At 27.9% G+C, this 20,691-nt stretch carries 19 protein-coding genes; all 19 read left to right on the top strand.

Annotation, left to right across the window (positions count from 1 at the left end; translation table 11 throughout):
- Window positions 1-110: 110 nt before the first annotated feature.
- Window positions 111-1,292 (top strand): molybdopterin molybdotransferase MoeA, encoded by a 1,182-nt coding sequence (locus Q3287_RS07525; protein ID WP_407963796.1) that lies wholly within the window; start codon window positions 111-113, stop codon window positions 1,290-1,292.
- 23 nt (window positions 1,293-1,315) lie between these two features.
- On the top strand, window positions 1,316-1,849 hold the full coding sequence (gene mobB / locus Q3287_RS07520) for a molybdopterin-guanine dinucleotide biosynthesis protein B (protein WP_407963795.1): 534 nt from the start codon (window positions 1,316-1,318) through the stop codon (window positions 1,847-1,849).
- 117 nt (window positions 1,850-1,966) lie between these two features.
- Window positions 1,967-2,242: a PTS sugar transporter subunit IIB gene (locus Q3287_RS07515; protein WP_021383888.1), complete on the top strand. Its 276-nt coding sequence runs from the start codon at window positions 1,967-1,969 to the stop codon at window positions 2,240-2,242.
- Window positions 2,243-2,482: 240 nt separating this feature from the next.
- Complete coding sequence (locus Q3287_RS07510; protein WP_054269632.1) at window positions 2,483-4,183, top strand: ABC transporter ATP-binding protein; 1,701 nt, start codon at window positions 2,483-2,485, stop codon at window positions 4,181-4,183.
- A 361-nt stretch (window positions 4,184-4,544) separates the two neighbouring features.
- Window positions 4,545-5,732: a hypothetical protein gene (locus tag Q3287_RS07505; protein WP_054269633.1), complete on the top strand. Its 1,188-nt coding sequence runs from the start codon at window positions 4,545-4,547 to the stop codon at window positions 5,730-5,732.
- Window positions 5,733-5,794: 62 nt separating this feature from the next.
- Entirely contained in the window at window positions 5,795-6,958 is a 1,164-nt protein-coding gene (locus Q3287_RS07500) for a M20 family metallopeptidase (RefSeq protein WP_054269634.1), read from the top strand.
- Window positions 6,959-7,109: 151 nt separating this feature from the next.
- A complete protein-coding gene (zupT, locus tag Q3287_RS07495) occupies window positions 7,110-7,913 on the top strand; it encodes a zinc transporter ZupT (RefSeq protein WP_054276210.1) in 804 nt (267 codons plus the stop codon).
- A gap of 105 nt (window positions 7,914-8,018) precedes the next feature.
- Window positions 8,019-8,570: a DUF2812 domain-containing protein gene (locus tag Q3287_RS07490; protein ID WP_407963794.1), complete on the top strand. Its 552-nt coding sequence runs from the start codon at window positions 8,019-8,021 to the stop codon at window positions 8,568-8,570.
- A 255-nt stretch (window positions 8,571-8,825) separates the two neighbouring features.
- On the top strand, window positions 8,826-9,539 hold the full coding sequence (locus Q3287_RS07485; protein WP_223152867.1) for a LytTR family DNA-binding domain-containing protein: 714 nt from the start codon (window positions 8,826-8,828) through the stop codon (window positions 9,537-9,539).
- Entirely contained in the window at window positions 9,533-10,912 is a 1,380-nt protein-coding gene (locus tag Q3287_RS07480; protein ID WP_407963793.1) for a GHKL domain-containing protein, read from the top strand. The genes Q3287_RS07485 and Q3287_RS07480 overlap by 7 nt, the downstream gene beginning before the upstream one ends.
- Window positions 10,913-11,111: 199 nt before the next feature.
- Window positions 11,112-13,484, top strand: a complete 2,373-nt coding sequence (locus Q3287_RS07475; RefSeq protein WP_054269639.1) for a formate C-acetyltransferase/glycerol dehydratase family glycyl radical enzyme — start codon at window positions 11,112-11,114, stop codon at window positions 13,482-13,484.
- Window positions 13,485-13,498: 14 nt separating this feature from the next.
- Window positions 13,499-14,401, top strand: a complete 903-nt coding sequence (locus Q3287_RS07470; RefSeq protein WP_054276215.1) for a glycyl-radical enzyme activating protein — start codon at window positions 13,499-13,501, stop codon at window positions 14,399-14,401.
- Between the two features lie 20 nt (window positions 14,402-14,421).
- The gene (locus tag Q3287_RS07465; protein WP_054269641.1) at window positions 14,422-14,973 is read left to right on the top strand and encodes a helix-turn-helix domain-containing protein; all 552 of its coding nucleotides are present in this window, start codon (window positions 14,422-14,424) and stop codon (window positions 14,971-14,973) included.
- A 160-nt stretch (window positions 14,974-15,133) separates the two neighbouring features.
- Window positions 15,134-16,009 carry a metallophosphoesterase gene (locus tag Q3287_RS07460; protein ID WP_407963792.1) on the top strand — a complete coding sequence of 292 codons (876 nt, stop codon included), beginning with the start codon at window positions 15,134-15,136 and terminating at the stop codon, window positions 16,007-16,009.
- Between the two features lie 155 nt (window positions 16,010-16,164).
- A complete protein-coding gene (locus Q3287_RS07455; protein WP_054269643.1) occupies window positions 16,165-17,145 on the top strand; it encodes an SPASM domain-containing protein in 981 nt (326 codons plus the stop codon).
- A 504-nt stretch (window positions 17,146-17,649) separates the two neighbouring features.
- The gene (locus Q3287_RS07450; RefSeq protein ID WP_054269644.1) at window positions 17,650-17,871 is read left to right on the top strand and encodes a hypothetical protein; all 222 of its coding nucleotides are present in this window, start codon (window positions 17,650-17,652) and stop codon (window positions 17,869-17,871) included.
- A 502-nt stretch (window positions 17,872-18,373) separates the two neighbouring features.
- Entirely contained in the window at window positions 18,374-19,243 is an 870-nt protein-coding gene (locus Q3287_RS07445; protein ID WP_054269645.1) for a nitroreductase family protein, read from the top strand.
- A gap of 229 nt (window positions 19,244-19,472) precedes the next feature.
- Window positions 19,473-20,339 (top strand): GyrI-like domain-containing protein, encoded by an 867-nt coding sequence (locus tag Q3287_RS07440; protein ID WP_407963791.1) that lies wholly within the window; start codon window positions 19,473-19,475, stop codon window positions 20,337-20,339.
- A 154-nt stretch (window positions 20,340-20,493) separates the two neighbouring features.
- Window positions 20,494-20,691, top strand: coding sequence for a helix-turn-helix transcriptional regulator (locus Q3287_RS07435; RefSeq protein ID WP_054269647.1), 198 nt, complete (start codon window positions 20,494-20,496; stop codon window positions 20,689-20,691).

The raw sequence follows: 20,691 nt of genomic DNA, 5'->3' as shown, positions 1-20,691 counted from the left end.
TAACAATTGGTTATAATTAAATATAAGATAAAATTATTTCTAAATTTTTCAATCTATAACATACTACATTGAAATGTTTTAAATAAAAAATATATTGGGGAGTATTTAAAATGATAGAATTAGCAGATGCCATAAAAATTATTGAAGAAAATGTTGTACCAATAAGTAGGGTGAAGAGAGTAAATCTTATAGATGCAGTAAATAAGGTAGTTGCAGAAGATATATATTCAACAATTGATAGCCCTCCATTTGATAGGTCACCATACGATGGTTATGCATATAATGCAAATTCTGAAAATAGAAACTTAAAGGTTATAGGGACTTTATATGCAGGAGAAGTATTTGAAAGTGTATTAAATAAAAATGAAGCAGTGAAGATAATGACTGGTGGTAAAATACCAAGGGGTGCAAACTGTGTAGTAAAAAAAGAAGATGTAACTGTTGTAGATGATATGATAATTTTAAATGTAAAGTTAAAGGAATATGATAATTACATATTCAAGGGTGAGGATATAAAAAAGGGGCAATTGATTATTAATAAAAATCAGAATATAGGGTATGATGGCTTAGGAGTGCTAGCAAGTCTTGGAATATCTACAGTAACAGTGTATGATGATTTAAAAGTCGGAATCTTGAATACAGGAACAGAATTACAAGATATAAACGAGCCTTTAGAGGATGGTAAGATATACGATAGTAATAGATATACATTATATTCGAAACTTATAAAGCTTGGTATACAGGCAGATACAATATGTAATTGTTCTGATGATATATTAGAGTTAGAAAAAATAGTAAAGAGCATGTTGAAAAAGGTAGATTTTTTAATTACAACAGGTGGTGTGTCTGTTGGAGATAAGGATTTAATTCCAGATGTATTTAGAAAAATAGGTGCAAAAGAGTTATTTTGGAAAATAAACATTAAACCTGGAGGAGCTTGTTATGTAGCTACATTGGGAGAAAAACTACTATTTGGTCTTTCTGGAAATCCACATGCAGCAATTGTGGTATTTGATAATGTAGTAGTTCCTGTGATTGAGTATTTGACATATAAGAAAAGGGAGCATTATATAAAAGCTATATTTAAGGGGGAATTTAATAAACTTTCAAATAAGGATAGATTTGTAAGTGGTAAATTATATACAAGTGAAGGTAAATTATATGTAAGGTTAAATGATAAGAAGGATGCTAAAGCTAGATTGTCAGCAACATTGAGAAGTAATTGTATGATAAAAATAAAAAAGGAAGAAACTATAAAAGAAAATCAGTTAGTAGATGTTGTTATTAGATAGTTTTATGAAAGGAAGTAAATTTTATGTATAATATATTGTCAGTTGTATCCTATTCTGGAGTAGGAAAAACTACATTAATTGAAGGTATAATAAAAGAATTAAATAAAGAAGGGTATAATGTTGGGGTTATTAAGCATACATGTCATGATTTTGATATTGATGAAGAGGGTAAAGATACTTACAAACATAGAAAATCTGGTGCTAAAAAGGTATGTATAATATCAGATAAACGAGTGGCATATATTGAAGAACTAAAAGATAATAATCCATTATATGAAATGATTCAGTTGTATAGAGACATGGACTTAATTATTATAGAAGGATATAAAAATTATAGGTTTAGAAGATTGGAGATAACTAGAGAGAATAAATATAAGGATATTTTATCAAATAGGTCTGATTTAATAGGAATTGTTAGTGATATAGAATATGATTTAAATATTAAACAATTTGATTTAAATGACTATAAAAATATATCAAATTACATAGAGTATTGTATGAAAAATGAGATTTTAAGTATAAATGATACTGAAATAAAAAACATATTAAAAGAATAATTTTAAGATACTCTTTTGATATAAAATGGTATAATTATTTATATAAATAAAGATATGAGAAATTTATCAATCGTATTTTGAATTATAAAATATCAGAGAAATCTTAGGAGGAAAAATATGAAAAAGATATTAGTAGCATGTGGGGCAGGAATTGCGACATCAACAGTAGTTTGTGATAGGGTAGAAAGATTAATTAAAGAAAATAACATACAAGCAGAAGTTATACAATGTAAAATTGCTGAATGTGCAACAAAACAAGAAGGAGCTGACTTAATAGTATCTACTACTATATTGCCAACAACTTATGATATACCTGCGATAAAAGCAACAGCGTACATAACAGGTATAAATACAGCTGCCTTAGATAAGAAAATATTGGATGCTCTGAAATAGTTTTGTATTTATAAAAAAATATTTAGTATTAAATATAGAGTTGTGTCTTTGTAAGAATTTATTTATAGAGATATAGCTCTTTTATATTGTTTTAAAGGTAGAGTTAATAATATAAGTATTCAATTTTATGAAAAATATTGATTTATATTGTAAATTTATAAAAGATTTAAAATTGTTGTTATGTTATACTAATTTATGGGTATTTTTTAGAAGTATCAATGGAGGAGGGATTTAATACTTATGATAAAACAATTTATAAAATATTATAAGCCGTATAAGAAAATTTTCACACTAGACCTTATAGCAGCTTTTTTATTTTCCTTATGTGATTTAGTTTATCCTATGATAACTAGAAATATAATGGATGATATTGTTCCAAATAAAAATTTAAGAATGTTAGTAGTTTTTGCAGTAGTACTTATACTTATATTTATAGCAAAAGCAGGGCTTAACTATTTTATGCAGTATTGGGGGCATGTTATAGGTGTAGATATGCAAGCTGATATGAGAAATGAAGTATTTACACATTTGCAGAGACTTCCAAATACGTATTTTGATAATAACAAATCTGGGGTAACTATGTCTAGAATAGTAAATGACCTAATGGATATAACAGAACTTGCACATCATGGGCCTGAAGATTTATTCATTTCTATAGTAATGTTAGTGGGTTCATTCTTTATACTTATAGATATAAATATTCCTCTTACTCTCATAATATTTGCTATATTACCATTTATAATTTGGTTTGCAATAGCTAAAAAAGATAAGATGAATGTTGCTTTTATGAAGAGTAGAGTTACTATAGGTGATGTGAATGCTACCTTAGAAAATAGTATAGCAGGTATGAAAGTAACTAAGTCTTTTTGTACTGAAAAAGAAGAATTAAATAAGTTTGTAAGAAGTAATAAGTTATTTAGAAGAGCAAGACAAGATTCTTATAAAGTAATGGCAGAATATTATTCTGGGATGAACTTATACATGGATATTTTAGAGTGGGTAGTTGTCATAGCTGGTGGTTACTTTACTTATCTTGGAAAAATTACATTGGGTGATTTTGCTGCTTATATACTATATGTAAAAATGTTTATACAGCCTATGAAAAAATTGATAAACTTTACAGAGCAATATCAAAATGGTATGACAGGTTTTAAACGATTCATAGAAATAATGGAACAAGACCATCAAAAAGAAGCTAAAAATCCTGTTGAGCTTGAAAATGTAAAAGGTAATATTGAGATAGAAAATATATCTTTCACATACGAAGATAAGACTCAAGTATTAAATAATTTGAGTTTATCTATAAAAGCTGGCAAGACGATAGCATTAGTTGGACCTTCTGGAGGAGGAAAGACTACATTATGCAATCTATTACCAAGGTTTTATGAATTTGATGAGGGTGATATAAAAATTGATGGAAAGAGTATAAAAGATGTTAGTTTAAAATCATTGAGAAAAAATATAGGCATAGTTCAACAAGATGTATTTTTATTTACAGGAACTATAAGAGATAATATTCTTTGCGGGAATCCTAATGCTACAGATGAAGAAATGATAGCAGCAGCCAAAAAGGCGAGAATACATGACTTTGTAGAGACTTTACCAGACGGATATGATACTTATATAGGTGAAAGAGGAGTAAAATTATCAGGTGGACAAAAACAAAGAATATCAATCTCGAGAATCTTTTTAAAGAATCCTCCAATAATAATATTGGATGAGGCTACATCTGCGTTAGACAATGTGACAGAAAGGGAAATTCAAGAGTCTTTAGAAGAATTAAGCAAAGATAGAACAAATTTAGTTGTCGCACATAGATTAACTACTATAAAAAATGCTGATGAAATCATAGTATTGACAGATAAAGGAATTGAAGAAAGAGGTACTCATGAAGAGTTAGTAAACAAAAATGGAGTATATAGTAGATTACACAATAACTAGTGTATAAATTTTATACCATAACTAACATATACACTAAATTTATAAACATAGAATATATTAAGGTTCATAAATCAAATTCATCTTATATTAATGAGTTGTTTTATGAAAAAATGTATTCTATGTTTTATTTTTTGCAAATTACAATTAATTCTATTTATAAGAATAGTGATAAATAGCCATTAATTAGGATAACGTTTTTCTAAAAAGAATAATTTAGAAAGCTAACTTTAATTTATAGAATTTATAGAATTTTATGAAAAAAATCGGATTTTGACTTGAAATGTTTTTCAAAAGTAGTAAAATAATGGATAACTATACATACATTGTATACAAATATATTTATTATGAGGGGGGATTTTGTATGGAGGCAATAACAGCTTTTTGTCTGGTTTTAGTGTCACTGACGATAGGAGATGTAGTTTCAGCAAAAACTAAAGCTTTTGTTCCATCAGTTTTTGTATCAGCAATTATATTTATAGTAGGATTTTGGACTTTTTTCCCAGAAAATATAGTAGATTTAGCTGCTTTAGGAACACCATTAGCCCAATTGGGAATGCTTTTATTAATAACACATATGGGAACTATGATGAGTATTAAGGAATTAGCAGGTCAATGGAAAACAATCGTAATAGCTTTAGCAGGAATAGTAGGCATATGTGTAGGCGCTTTAGCATTAGGTACAGTAGTATTTGGATGGGATACAGCAGTAATAGCTACACCTCCTCTTACTGGAGGACTAGTTGCATCTATAATGATGGCAGATGCTGCTACAGCAAAAGGTCTTGCAAGTTTGGCAGTACTTGCAATTTTAATGTATGTTGCACAAGGATTTGCAGGTTATCCGATTACAGCATTGATGCTTAAAAAAGAAGGAAAAAGACTTTTATCAGATTTTAGAAGTGGAAAAGTAACTGCAAGTAAAGTTGAAGAAAAAACTGAGAATGTACCTGAACAAAAAAGTAGATTTAAGATAATTCCAGATTTACCTGAAAAGTATGATACAACATATATGATAATACTTAGATTAGGATTGGTAGCATGGTTAGCAGTACAATTTACAAATCTTACACATGAAGTTGTATCTAGATATGTTATATGTTTAATATTTGGTGTAATAGCATCAGAACTTGGAATAGTTGATAGAAAACCTCTTAACAAATCTGGTTCATTTGGATGGTTAATGACATCATTGATGGCTTTTATATTTGCAGGTTTAGCAAAGGCTACACCAGCAATGCTTGCTGAAATGGCAGTTCCTCTTGTAGGAATTATAATATTTGGTGTAATAGGTATGGGGATATTCTCTATTATAGCAGGTAAGCTTTTAGGCGAAAGTAAAGAAATGGCTTTTTCAGTTTCACTTACAGCACTTTATGGTTTCCCACCTAACTATATATTAACTGAAGAAGCAGTAAAAGCTTTAGCTGAAACACCAGAAGAAAAAGAATTTTTAATGGATAAGATGCTTCCAAAGATGCTTGTTGGAGGATTCACTACAGTTACAATAGCTTCTGTAGTAATAGCAGGTATATTTGTAAATCTAATCTAATATTTAACTGATAATGATAAAAAATATTTTAAAGAAGAATATGTACTACCTGGAGGTCTGGAATGGATATTAAAGAAATAACAAAGAGTTATAAAGACTATGTGATTAAGCTTAGAAGGGAATTTCATGAAAATCCTGAGAAGAGTATGGAAGAAGTTAGAACATCAAAGAGAATCAAAGAAGAACTTGATAAAATTGGAGTGCCATATGTATCAGCTGGAGGCACAGGTGTAATTGCAACTATAAAAGGAGCTAAGCCAGGAAAGACTGTAGCACTTAGAGGTGATATGGATGCTCTACAAGTTGTTGAATGTACTGATGTAGAATATAAATCGAAAAATGAAGGGCTTATGCATGCTTGTGGTCATGATGGTCATACATCAATGCTTTTAGGAGCAGCGAAAGTACTAAATGATATTAAAGATAGTATTAATGGAACTGTAAAATTATTTTTTCAACCAGGAGAAGAAGTTGGTAAAGGTGCAAGAGCTATGATTAAAGATGGTGCAATGGAAGGTGTAGATAGCGTATTTGGGATACATCTTTGGACTGATGTGGAATCTGGAACTATATCAGTAGAAGAAGGACCAAGAATGGCTTCTGCTGACTTCTTTAAAATCACTGTAAAAGGTAAGGGTGGTCATGGCTCACTTCCTCATCAAGGTGTTGATGCAGTACTTGCAAGTTCAGCAATAGTTATGAATTTACAATCTATGGTTAGTAGAGAAGTAAGTCCTTTAGAGCCATTAGTTGTAAGTGTTGGAGTTTTAAATTCTGGAACCAGATTTAATGTAATAGCAAGTGAAGCTATCTTAGAAGGTACAATAAGACTATTTAATCCAGAACTTAGAAAACAAATTCCTTCAATTCTAGAACGTATAGCAAAATCTACAGCAGGAGCATATAGAGCAGAAGCTGAATTAGAATATGGATATCTAACTCCAGCAGTTATAAATGACAAAGAATGCTCAAAGATAGCAACTGATGCAGCAATTAAGCTATTTGGAGAAGAATGTATAACAATGTTTGAAAAAGTAACAGGAGCAGAAGATTTGGCTGAATTTATGAATATTGCACCTGGTGCGCTAGCCTTTGTAGGAGCTAGAAATGAGTCAAAAGGTGCTTGTTACCCTCACCATCATGGTTGTTTTAATATAGATGAGGATGCGTTAGAGATTGGAACTGCTTTATATGTTCAATATGCAGTGGACTTCTTAAATAAATAAATTTAATATACTATAAGGAAAAAGCAGAGACTAAGTTTATATCTCTGCTTTTTTATTGTCTATAATTTTTATAAGGATTGACTATATAAAATATATATGATAGGATAAAAGAAAATGATAATCAATATCAAATAAAAAGAAGGTGATTTATTTGAATAATGTAGTGTTTGCATTTTTGATAACATTATTGGCAGGTTTGTCTACAGGTATAGGTAGTTGTATAGCCTTTTTTGCTAAAAAAACTAACACGAAGTTTCTTTCTATAAGTTTAGGATTTTCTGCTGGTGTTATGATTTATGTGTCTATGATAGAAATTTTTCCTAAAGCACAAGATGCTTTGACAAAGTCTATGGGAGAGAAAATGGGAAGCTGGTCAACTGTAATAGCTTTTTTTGCAGGGATGGCTATCATTGCAATTATTGATAAGTTAATACCTCAAGAAGAAAATCCACATGAGATAAAGAAAATGGAAAATATAGAGGAACAAAATATCAAAAGAAATAAATCTCTTTTGAGAACAGGTATATTTACAGCAATGGCTATAGCAATTCATAATTTTCCAGAAGGTTTAGCGACATTTATATCAGCTCTTGACGATGTTACGATAGCTATACCAATAGCTATTGCAATTGCTATACACAATATACCAGAAGGTATATCCGTATCTGTACCAGTTTATTATGCTACAGGAGATAAGAAGAAAGCTTTTTATTATTCTTTTTTATCTGGTATGTCTGAACCATTAGGAGCAATTATTGGATATGCACTTCTTAGAAATTTCTTAAATGATATAACTCTTGGAATTGTATTTGCAATTGTAGGGGGAATCATGGTATTTATATCACTTGATGAACTATTGCCATCAGCTAGAGAGTATGGTGAGCATCATTTATCCATTTATGGTCTAATTGCAGGGATGGGTGTTATGGCTATTAGCTTACTGTTATTTAAATAAGCTTTTAGATGTCTGATTGTAACCTAAAATTAATATCAAAATGATATAATTATTTAAATAGATTTTTTAAGATATTTAAAAATATCATTTTGGAGAGTGAGTATTATGAAAAAGAAAATAAGGTTTAAATTTGACTGGTATAGCTCACCTGATAAGATAGAAAAATGGTTAGAGGATATGGAGATTAAAGGATATAATTTATATAAGATAAATAAACTTGGTGGAATATTTTACTTTTATAAAGGAAGTCCAAGAAAAATAAAATACACTGTTGATTACTACTATGATGCAGAAAATAATTATTTTAATGAACATAAATCAAAAGGTTGGAATCTTGTTTTTAGGAGTATTGGAAGTTTTATGGGGACATCTTCATGGTATGTATGGTCTAAAGAATATGAAGATGCACCTCCTAAATTATATAGCGATTTTGATAAACTAAATAAAGTAAAATCAATTTTGTTTATGAACGTATTTATATTCTTTTTGTTAGTGGTAATCTTTATATATTTATTGTATGTTGAAGTAAGTAATCTATCTAGTGGTTATGGCGTATCAATAACTGCTATTGTACTACAGATTATGTTATTAGTTTTATATATAGTACAGTTATATAAGAGACTAATGTATTATCTAAGGCTTAAAAAGTTTAAATAAATAGAAGAGGGTACCTTGAAATGATTTTAAAAAAACTTTTAAGGTACTTTCTTTTGTTCATGAATACTGTTTTTTAATACTGTTGATTTTTATTGTGAAATTGATATATCAAAATAACAATTGCATAAAATTGAGTATTGATATAAATAATTTGAAAATGTTATTCTAAAGTATCAGATGTGTAAAATCACATCTGAGTAAATTAATTCAAATATTTTAACTGTATTAATTAAAAATCGTGCAAGGAGGAATTTTATGATTAATATAGCAGTTTGTGAAGATGAAAAAGAAACTCAACTTTTAATAGTAGACTATATTGAGAATATATTAAAAAATATAAGTATAGAATACGAAATAAAAAAATATTTATCTGGAGAAGAGTTACTTGAAAACAACTTAAAAGACATAGATATACTATTTCTTGATATAAAGATGGAAAAACTAAATGGAATGGATACTGCAAGAAAGATTAGAAAAATGGGTAGTGAAATGGAAATAATATTTATAACCTCCTTGATAGACTATGTACAAGAAGGATATGAGGTAAGAGCTTATAGATATTTGCTAAAGCCGATAGAATTTGAAGAATTAAAAAAACATATGCTGACTTGTATTAAGGATATAGAAACAAACAAGGATAGTTATATCATAATAAAAGATAAGTCAAACACATATAAGATTTATTTAAATGAAATTAAATATATAGAAGTTCAAAAAAAAGAGATGCTAATACACACTATAAATAAGAATTTTTATATAAGATATAGCTTAAATAAAATAGAAAAAGAATTAAATCTATCTAGATTTATAAGATGCCATAAAAGTTTTATAGTAAATTTAAGCCATGTTGAAAATATAAAGTATAATATTGCAATATTGGAAAGTGGTGAGGAAGTACCTATTAGTAGATATAGGTATAAAGAGGTTAAGGAGAAGTTTTTGAGATTTCTTGGTGATACAATATGTTGAATTTCATGACTGAGCTATTATTAATTTTATCTATATTTATAAGATTTACTATAATGAAAGATGTATTAACTTACAAAGAAGAACATAAAAAAAATGAAAAAATAATATTCTGTATTCTGTTGTTCTTAATTTATACTATGCTCCAAGTAACTAGATTATTGAATGAAGGAAAATATTCTAATAATATAAACTATTTATTTCCTATTGTAGCATTTGTTGTATGGGGAGTATATTATAATTATTTTTACAAGATAAGTATTATTAAGTATACTGTTTTCTTTTATTTATTTAGTGTATATTATGAATGTTTAAACGATGTTGTGTATAGGGTACTATTTTTTGTGATTACAGGTAATGTCATATCGTCTAAGGAATATTTATTAGCATCTCAACTAGATTATATAAAAATTCATATATATAGTAACTTAATAATGATTCTTATATACATGGTATTTTATTTTTTTAGAAAGTATATAAAATCAATTACTCAGGATAAGAGAAATTATGTATATTTATTATTTGCTTTATTATCTAATACAACTAATGTATTCACAAATTATATATTAAAGAAGTTAGAACGGTTTGGGTCATTATATTCGGAAGGATACTATTTTGATAATTTTGTGAATCCAAAGTTAATAGGAGCTAGTAGTATACTTCTTATACTAGTATTTAAAGAAATAATAAAAGAAAATAGATTAAAATCTCAAAATGAATTAATAAAAAATAAGTTAGAGATGCAATATGCATATTATTTAGCCATTCAAGAATCCCATATGAAGGTTAGGAAACTTTACCATGATATAAATAATCATATTTATTGTGTAGAGAAGCTCAAAAATAATAGTGAAGAAATAGATGAATATGTGAGTAATTTAAAAGATGAAATTAAATCATTTAAATATATTTATAATACAGGAAATATGATACTAGACATTATAATTAACGAAAAGAGCGAAATATGTGCAAAAAAGGGAATTAAATTTAATTGTTGCATAAATTTTTCAAAAATAAATTTTATGAAGCCTATAGATGTCTCAAGCATTTTTTCTAATATTTTAGATAATGCTATAGAAGCATGTGATAAAATCATGGATGAAAATAGTAATAAATATATCAAAATTAAAGGAACTATAACGAAGTCATTTTTTGTACTTAAATGTGAAAATAGTAAGATAAATTCTATTACTATAAATAGAAGTATATTATTGACAGATAAAATGGATAAATTTATGCATGGAATAGGAATTCAGAGTATTAAATCGTCTTTGCAAAAATATAATGGAGAACTATTATTTGAAAATAATAAGGATAAGTTTATGCTGAATATATACATACCATTAAACCAAGATACTGACAGTTGGGACGATTAAGTTACTAGTTGGACTATACAAATTTTATATTTCAAATCATTAGCATATTAGTTTACTATAAAAATTCATAACAAGATAGAAATAGATTATATATAAATTATTTGTGCTTCCATTTTATGTAAAAGGACAGTATAATATAATTAAAGTATGTTATAACATACAAAAAGATAATAGATATTTATCTAAAGGGGGATTTTAAATGAGTCAAACTAATAGAATAGAAGAATTTAGACAAGAATACATTAATTCTAAGCCTATGATATGTTGTGAAAGGGCTAGAATTTTTACAGAATCGCATAAAAAAACTGAGGGAGAAGCTATATGTATAAGAAGAGCTAAAGCTTTTTTAGAGACATGTAAAGGACTTCCTATAAAAATATTTGAAAATGAATTAATTGTTGGGACAGCAGGTAAGTTTAGAAGAACAGGTATATTGACACCAGAATTTTCTTGGCAATGGGTAGATAAAGAAATGGATACTTTTGACGAAAGAACTCAAGACCCATATGTAATATCAAAAGAACAAATAGAATTTATAAGAAAAGAAATATTCCCATATTGGAAGGGAAAATCTTTGGAAGAAGTTTTTTTAGCAAGAATCCCAGAAGATACAGCTAAGATATTGGTAGATACAGGTATAATAGACAATGACTCTAAGTGGAGACAGGCAGTTGGTGAGGTAACACCAGATTATCAAGATATACTATTTGTAAAAGGATACAAAGGAATTAAAGAAGATGCAGATAAAAAAATAGCAGAATTAGATATATCAATTTCAGAAAATATTGAAAAAATAGATTTCTACAAATCTGTTTCTATAGTAGCAGAGGCTATTATGACACTGGCAAATAGATATTCAAATCTTGCAAAAGAAATGAGTGAATCTGAAACAGATGAAAAAAGAAAAGCAGAACTTTTAAAAATAGCAGAAATATGTATGAATGTACCAGCAAATCCTCCAACTAGTTTTTATGAAGCAATACAATTTGTATGGTTTGTACAATTAGGTGGTGTTTTATCAGAAAATCCTCTAGCATTAAATTTAGGTAGATTTGACCAATATATGTATCCATATTATGAAAATGATGCTAAAGAAGGTAAGATAACTGAATCAGAAGCTCAGGAACTAATAGAAGCTCTTTGGATTAAGTTGTCAGAATGGGTATGGACTATATCAGCAAATACAGCCAATTATTTTGCAGGATATAATCAATTCCAAAATCTTACTGTTGGTGGCAAAAAGAGAAATGGTACTGATGGAACAAATGCTATTTCATATATGTGTTTAAAGGCTACAGAAAGTGTAAAAACTCATCAGCCAGGTTTAAGTGTTAGAATAAGTCAAGGAGCACCAGATGATTTCGTTATGGCAGTTGCAAAACTAGTAAAACAAGGGACTGGTTTCCCTGCTATACACAGTGATAGTGCAGGGGCACAAATGTTATTACAAGATGGATATGATGCAGAAGATGCAAGAGACTGGAGTAATTGTGGTTGTGTAGTTCCTCATTTTAGAAAAACAGGACAATGGACTTCAGCAGTAAATATAAACTTTGCAGCAGCTTTAGAATATGCCATGAATGAAGGTAAAAGCAGATTGACTGGAGAAACAATGGGGTTAGATGCAAAGAGTATCACAGAATTTACTTCTTTTGAAGAACTTAAAGATGAGTTTTTAAAGCAATTAGCATACCTTATCAAAAATTCTGTTATAGGAACTACTGTTGCACAACAAATTCATAAAGAAATGGTACCAAGACCATTTTTGTCTACTTGTGTAGATGGATGTTTAGATAAAGGTACTGATTTAAGTAAAGGTGGAGCAAAATATAATATAGGACCTGTATTAACTGGTATAGGGCTAGGAGTGGTTTCAAACTCACTAGCAGCCATAAAAAAATTAGTATTTGAAGATAAAGTTACTACACTAGAAGAGTTAACAAAAGCACTAAACAATGATTGGGAAGGTTATGAAGATTTAAGAAAACTTGCACTTGATGTTCCTAAGTATGGAAATGATAATGATTATGTAGATTCATTAGCAATTGAAGTTTCTGATTTTTATTATACAGAAACTAGAAAATATAAAGATATATTTGGTTCAAAATTTAATAGTGCATTTATGGGAATATCAAACTATGTGCCAACTGGAAAAATTGTAGGTGCAACTCCATGTGGAAGAAAAGCAACAAAACCTTTGACAGAAGGTGTTTCTCCATTCGTTGGGACTGACACAACAAGTCCTCTAGCAGCTATGAAATCTGCATCAAAAATAAATCATGATGTTCATACTGGTGGAACTCTTTTAAACTTAAGACTGAATCAAGATTTAGTGGAAACAGAAAGAGGACTTAGAAATCTATCATCTATGGTAAAATCATACTTTGCTCTAGGAGGATTCCATGTACAATTTAATACAATATCAAACGATATTCTATTAAAGGCTCAAGAAAATCCAGAAGAATATAAAGATTTACTAGTGAGAGTTGCTGGATATAGCACTCAATTTGTTAATTTATCAAGAGAAATGCAAGATGCTATAATAGCTAGAAATGCACATAGTAAATTTTAATTACGAGGTATATTATGAGTAAAAAAGGCAGAGTTGTAAAAGTGCAACATTTTTCAGTAAATGATGGAGATGGTATAAGAACCACTATATTTTTAGAAGGATGTAAATTAAAGTGTAAGTGGTGTTCTAATCCAGATTCTTGGAGTAATATAGTCAAGTTAGGCGTCATGAAAGATAAATGTATATCTTGTAATAGATGTATAGATGTTTGTCCTCAAAATATAAGCTCACTATTTGATAGAGCTCAAATAAATAGTAAGTGTAATTTATGTGGAGAATGTGTCAAGGTATGCCTTAAAGATGCTATCTGTATAATGACTGAAGAAATGACAGTTGAAGAAATTATAAAGGAAGTTGAAAAAGATTTTATATTTTTCTTTGAGTCTAATGGAGGAGTAACTTTTTCTGGAGGAGAGCCAACACTTCAAATTGATTTTTTAAGAGAATTAGTGGATGTATTTTATAATAAAGGTATAAACATAGCAATTGAAACTTGTGGATACTTTGATTGGAATAAAGTGAATGATGTATTTGAGAAAATAGACCATATTTTTGTAGATATAAAATCGATGGATGACAATGTTCACAAGGAACACACAGGAGTAAGTAATAAAATTATATTGGAGAATATATGTAAGCTTTCAAAGCTAAATAAATCTATGGTTATAAGAGTTCCAATTATTTGTGGAGTTAATGATAGTGAAGAAAATATAAGAAATACTGCATTATTTGTAAAACAAAATGTTCCAGAGGGAAAGATGGAATTACTTCCATATCATAAATTTGGAATTGATAAATATAAGGCATTAGGGCTTGAGGATTATATATATGAATTTGATGAAATTTGTAATAATCATATGTTAAAATTAAAAGAGATAGTAGAACTTACAGGAGTAAAAATCATAGAATACAAATAAGCTATCAGGAGGATTTTAACATGGATAATAAATTTCCTAATGTGGGAGAAAATTTAAGGTTATTAAGACAAGAAATGGGCATAAGTTTAGATAAAGCTTCAAAGATGACAGGTGTCAGTAAAGCAATGCTTGGTCAAATTGAGAGAGGGGAATCTAGCCCAACAGTATCTACCTTATGGAAAATTTCATCTGGATTTAAAATAAATTTTACAACACTATTAAGTGAAAACACAAATACTTATGAAGTCATAAAAAAAGAAGAGGTAGAACCTATTATTGAACAGAAAGGGAATATGAAGTTATATCCAATATATCCTTTCAGCCCTCAGAGGAGGTTTGAACTCTTCATAATTGAACTTGAAGAGAATTGTACTCATGTTTCGTCTACACACAGTCATGTTTTAGAAGAGTATGTACTTGTAATAGAAGGAAAACTTGACCTTAATGTTGATGGAAAAACTTATATTTTGGAGTCTGGACATTCTATTAGATTTGATGGAACCTTAGAGCATATATATAAAAATTTAAATAAAGGAAAAACTATATTTCATAATATAGAAGTTTATAGATAATTTTATAGTTATCCTTTTCTAAAATAAATTATAATTTTAGAAAAGGATGACTTGTTTTTATAATATTGGAAAAAATATATATGTATTAATGTTACTGTTTAAAAAAAAACATAAAAGCATTATAATAATATTAACAAAATAGAATAAAGAGGAAGATAATATGATTATAAAGGTTTTATTGACAGTATTAGTATTAGTGGTATTGTATATTCTGTATAAATATGAAACTCAGCATATAGAAACGACAGAATATACTATTTTTAATGAAAAAATTCCAAAAGAGTTTGATGATTTTAAAATAGTTCAAGTAAGTGATTTACATAATAAGGTGTTTGATAAAAAAAATAATAAGGTATTGATAGATAAAATTGATTCCTTGAATCCAGATGCTGTGTTTATAACAGGAGATTTAGTTGATGGAGAAAATAAAAATTTTCAAGTTGCACTAGATTTAATAGACAATCTAGTAGAAAAATATGAAGTATATCATATAATTGGAAATCATGAACAAAAATCTTTGATAAAAAAGTACAAGCATTTATATAAAGACTATTTTAAAAAGTTATATTCAAAAAAAATAATAAACATGGAAAATGAGTCTGTAAGAATCGATAGAGGAGATAGTCATCTTAATTTATATGGTTTAATTATACCATTAGAGTGCTATCCATATTTTTTTGGCAATAATAAAAAGTTAGAATTAAGTGACAATTTTATAGAGGATAATTTAGGTAAGATAAATGAAAATGAGTATAATATACTTTTAGCTCATACACCATTTTTCTTTGAAAAATATACAAAATGGGGAGCAGATTTAATTTTAGCTGGACATGTTCATGGTGGCATAATAAGGATACCTTTTATTGGAGGTGTATTATCTCCAAATAGAGAATTTTTTCCTAAGTATGACTGGGGTAAATATGAAAAAGATAATAGTACTATGATTTTAAATAAAGGCTTGGGAGGCTCAAAAGTTCTAATTAGACTTAATTGTAAACCAGAAATAGTCAAAATTATATTGAAATCTAATGAATAAGAATTTGTATATAAGCATCAATAACATATAGATAAAGTTGATGTTAAATCCAGTTAAACATGTACGATGACCAATTTTGAATAAATGTTGAATTAATAAAAATAAAGTGCTATTTTTAGCATAGAATGTTTAAAATATGGGGGGATAGAAGAATCATGTGTGATATAAGTAGATTTTATGAATCTGTAAGAAATAAATATCCAAAACTAAAAGATGGAACCAGGGTTCATATGTGGCCAAAGGAGAACCTTATAATTGGACCAATTTATGATGAAGCAAATGGATATGAAAAAAGCATAGGAAATGTGGATAGCTTAACTTGGAATCAAATTGTCGTATTGGCAGAATGTGATGGGAAAAACACCACTGAAGATGTAATAAATATATTATCCAACAGATATAGAAATATACTTAATATGAAAGAAAATGTTATAGAATTCTTTAGGTTTTATGAGAACGTATATTTAACTTTTGAAGATGAAGTACAACCATTATCAAGTGTTTTTGAGATAACAGGAAATAAAGTATATCTTACTCCTTTATATTTTACGATAGAGATGGATGGTGACAATAGTACAAGTAAATATTTTTCTGAAATCATAAGTTTATTAAAGTGTATGCATGAAAAGGGTTGTAGATTTATAGAAGTTATTGGTGAAGATATTTTAAAAAATAAAAATATGAGAGAAATATTTCAATATATGCTAGACTATTTTGATTTGATTGTGGTAACTAAGGAGAGCTTTACTATTGATAGAGGATTGATAAAAGAATTAGACGATTATCGCCATAAAGTAATCTGGAAAGTATATTCAAAGAATGATAATGCACATGTTAGATTAAAAGAAGATATAAAAATAACTAGTCTGATAAAAAGAGGGCATACAGTAGTAAGAGAGGATAGGGGAAAAGCAATAAAGATAGAAGATATGAGATTTAAAGATACAAAAGAAAGATTTTCAAAATATGGTGCAGAATGGAGTCATTTGTACATTTCTTCTGATGGTAGTGTGAAATCTTATTCACTTCAAAAAGATAAAAGAATCTATTTAGGTAATATATTTAACAATTCTGTTGAAGAGATTTTCTTAGAGATGCAAGATAAGATTGATAAATTAGAGATTGTGTATCAATAAGTACTAAAAGTATATTTTATAAGAGTTTTATAGACTGTTTATTTAATTTTATGTCAATAATTATAATGAGGTGATATAACTTGTTAAAATTATTGGATAAATTTTTTTATGATTTTTTACTTAAATGCTGGTTATTTATGATGTTATGGATTTTTAGAGAACTTTTTACAAATTTTAAAATGACTAAAAAATTTAAATTTCATAAAATATTTATGTAAAAATCATATAAAATTCATATAGCATATGTATTATATAGAGTATAGAAAGACTAGCTTAAAAACCATAATATAATACCCTATTGTAATGATAACCCTCCCTCACATCCTCAAATAGAGTTATCATTACAAGAATTAATCCATAAATTTTAAATTTATGGTTTTTTTTTATTTAATTTGTTTTATTATATTAGAATATGATTTATTATAGAATATATACTAAGTAATATAGAACACAATAATTAAGTTTCTGACATGTTTTTAACTATATTAATAAGGAGGAGTATTTATGAATGTAAATAATCACAAGTGCCCAGAGTGTGGTGAACACAGTAAAAAGTTTGAGATAGTAGAGGAAAATGAGGATTGTGTGACATTTGAATGTTACACTTGTGGAACTATATCTATATTGAAGTATTGTGAAAACTGTAAAGAATTTGTATTTGTAAATATTCCAAATAATGTGGAGACATATGAGTATTGTTGTGGAAAATGCAATAATAAGATTTAATATAATAAATATACGTAATTTCATATATCATTTATACAAATCTCATATAAAATTCACATATAAAATGTATTATATAAATATAGAAAGAACTAGCTTAAAACATAATATAATTACCCTAAATTTATAATGACAACTCTCCCTCACATCCTCAAATTATAGTTGTCATTATAAAATAACTTGGCTGTTTCAAAATGTGAAATCATTTTAGGAACAGCTTATTTTTTGCAAAAATAAAGAAGGCAACGGGAAGCCTTCTTTCGTGTAAAAAAAGTTTAATTTTTTGTTAAGATTTGTTTGTTTATTTTATATTACCTTTATAATATGTGTTTATTTGAAGGTTGGCAATGGATTTTGCGCAACTGGTCATTATTAATGTAAAAGTGGAATATTATTAATAAATAATGATTACAAAATTGTAATTATTATTTGTTAAGTAAATGAGTAAAATATCATATTAATGGGTATATAATTAATAATATACTAGTTTGGGGAGGATAAAATTATGAATTATAAAACAATCATATTAAATAGAAAGTCTGTTAGAGAGTACAAGAACACAGATATTAAAGAGGAATATCTTAGTGACATTAAGAAATACTCAGAATCTTGCAAGAAACTAGTTCCAGAAATAGATGTTGACATAAGAATTATGAATAGAAATGAAGTTTTTGACAATTTAGATAAAGTGGCAGGATATAAGGGAAATATGATAGATGCTCCAAGTTATATTATCATATTATCTGATGTAAAAGATAACTATATTGAAAATTCAGGATACATAGGAGAAAGTATAATCTTTAAAGTGACAGAACTTGGAATAGGTTCTTGTTGGGTTACTTTTGAAGATGGCAAAAAAGTAAGAGAGAAACTAGGAATTGATTCAGATAAAGAAGTAACAGGAATTATAGCAATTGGATATGGCGAAAATGTAAGTAATACTAAAGTACTAAACGCTACAAAGACTGGCGAAAATTATTCAAAATCTGATATGCAAGTTGTATTAGACAATGGTTCTTCTAGACTTGGTGTAGAAGATGTAGTTTACATGGATGAATGGGGAAATGATGCAAGTATAGAAGTATTAGAAGAAAGAGCACTTCTTGAGGCATTCCACTATGCAAGATTAGCACCATCTACACTAAACAGACAGCCATGGAGATTTATAGTTGATGGAGGAGTTGTAGTTTTAGCTGTTAGAAAAGATGGTCATACTAGTCTATATGAAGAAAAAATAGATGTGGGTATTGTTATGCTTTACTTTGCAACAATAATAAGTGCAACTATGTTTGAATTGAAGTGGAATTTAGGTACTCCAGACAAAGATTACAAAGTACCAGAAGATTATAAAATAGTTGGATACTGTAATATATAAGATAATTTAATACTTAATTTAACTACACTTAAATTAATTTTTATAAAAAGTTCAATAACATTCTATAATATAATGTTATTGAACTTTTTTATTGTGTAATACAACTTTTTTATTCATTATAGCTATGAATAAAAAAATACCTGTGAATTTAAATGCTTACAATTTTGTGCATGAATAGAGAGGTATATTATTTTATTAGATTGTATAATTTGCTTGGAGGTAATATCAAATGGAATGGATAAATAAATTAAATCAAGCTATTACTTATATTGAAGATAATCTTGAAAGTGGAGTAGATTATGCAGAAGCAGCAAAAATCGCATGTTGTTCAACCTTTCATTTTCAACGAATGTTTTCATATATTGCAGATGTACCATTATCTGAATATATTAGACGAAGACGTATGACTAAAGCGGCATTTGAACTACAGAATAGTAACATTAAAATTTTAGAACTATCAGAGAAATATGGTTATGATTCACCAACATCTTTTAATAGAGCTTTTCAAAATATACATGGCATTTCTCCGTCGGCAGCTAGGGCAAAGGGAGTTGTTTTAAAAGCATATCCTAAGATGACACTGAGTATTTATGTAAAAGGGAATGTAGAAATGCAATATCGTATTGTAGAAAAGAAAGGATTCCGTATTGTTGGTATAAAAGAAAGTATGAATATGATTGTAGAAGAGTGTTTTGATAAAGTTCCTAAGCTGTGGGCTAAATCCATAAAAAATGGAACAATTGATAAACTTTTAGAATTGATAAATAACGAGCCTCAAGGATTGCTAGGAGTTAGTGTATGTACTAATGGTAAAGATTTAGATTACTATATTGCTGCTCCAACAGATAAGTCTGTATTAGAAAATACATATGAATACTATATACCATCAGGTACATGGGCAGTATTTGAATGTGTATCTCCAATGCCAAATGCTTTGGCAATACAAGAATTACAAAAAAGAATTATTACTGAATGGTTACCAAGCTCTGGATATGCATATGCTAATTTGCCAGATATTGAACTTTATCCTAATGGTAATGTCAATGCTCCTAATTATACTACAGAAGTTTGGATTCCAATTAGGAAACAACATTAAAGTTAATTAATAACATAATATTTTAAAATTGCAGACTTAAAAAGGTCTGTTATTTTTTTTGAATAAATGGAAAGTAAACTTTACATGAGAGAAAAATAGTTGTATAATTATGGAAAGTAGACTTTACATTAATGAGATATTAAAGGAGAAAAAGGTGAAAAATAGATTAGAAGAAATAAGAAAAAAGAGAGGTATAAGACAAGAAGAACTAGCATCGGCCTTGCAAGTATCAAGACAAACTATAGGTTCATTAGAAAATGGTAGATATAATCCTTCTATCATATTAGCTTTTAAGATAGCAAGATATTTTGACATGAATATTGAAGAAATATTTATTTATGAGGAGGAGTAA

Origin of the sequence: Clostridioides sp. GD02404 (assembly GCF_045898275.1) — a bacterium.
Classification (GTDB): Bacteria; Bacillota; Clostridia; order Peptostreptococcales; family Peptostreptococcaceae; genus Clostridioides; species Clostridioides difficile_A.
The sequence above is the reverse complement of the archived record's forward strand: the minus strand, read 5'-3'. Positions and strand labels throughout refer to the sequence as shown.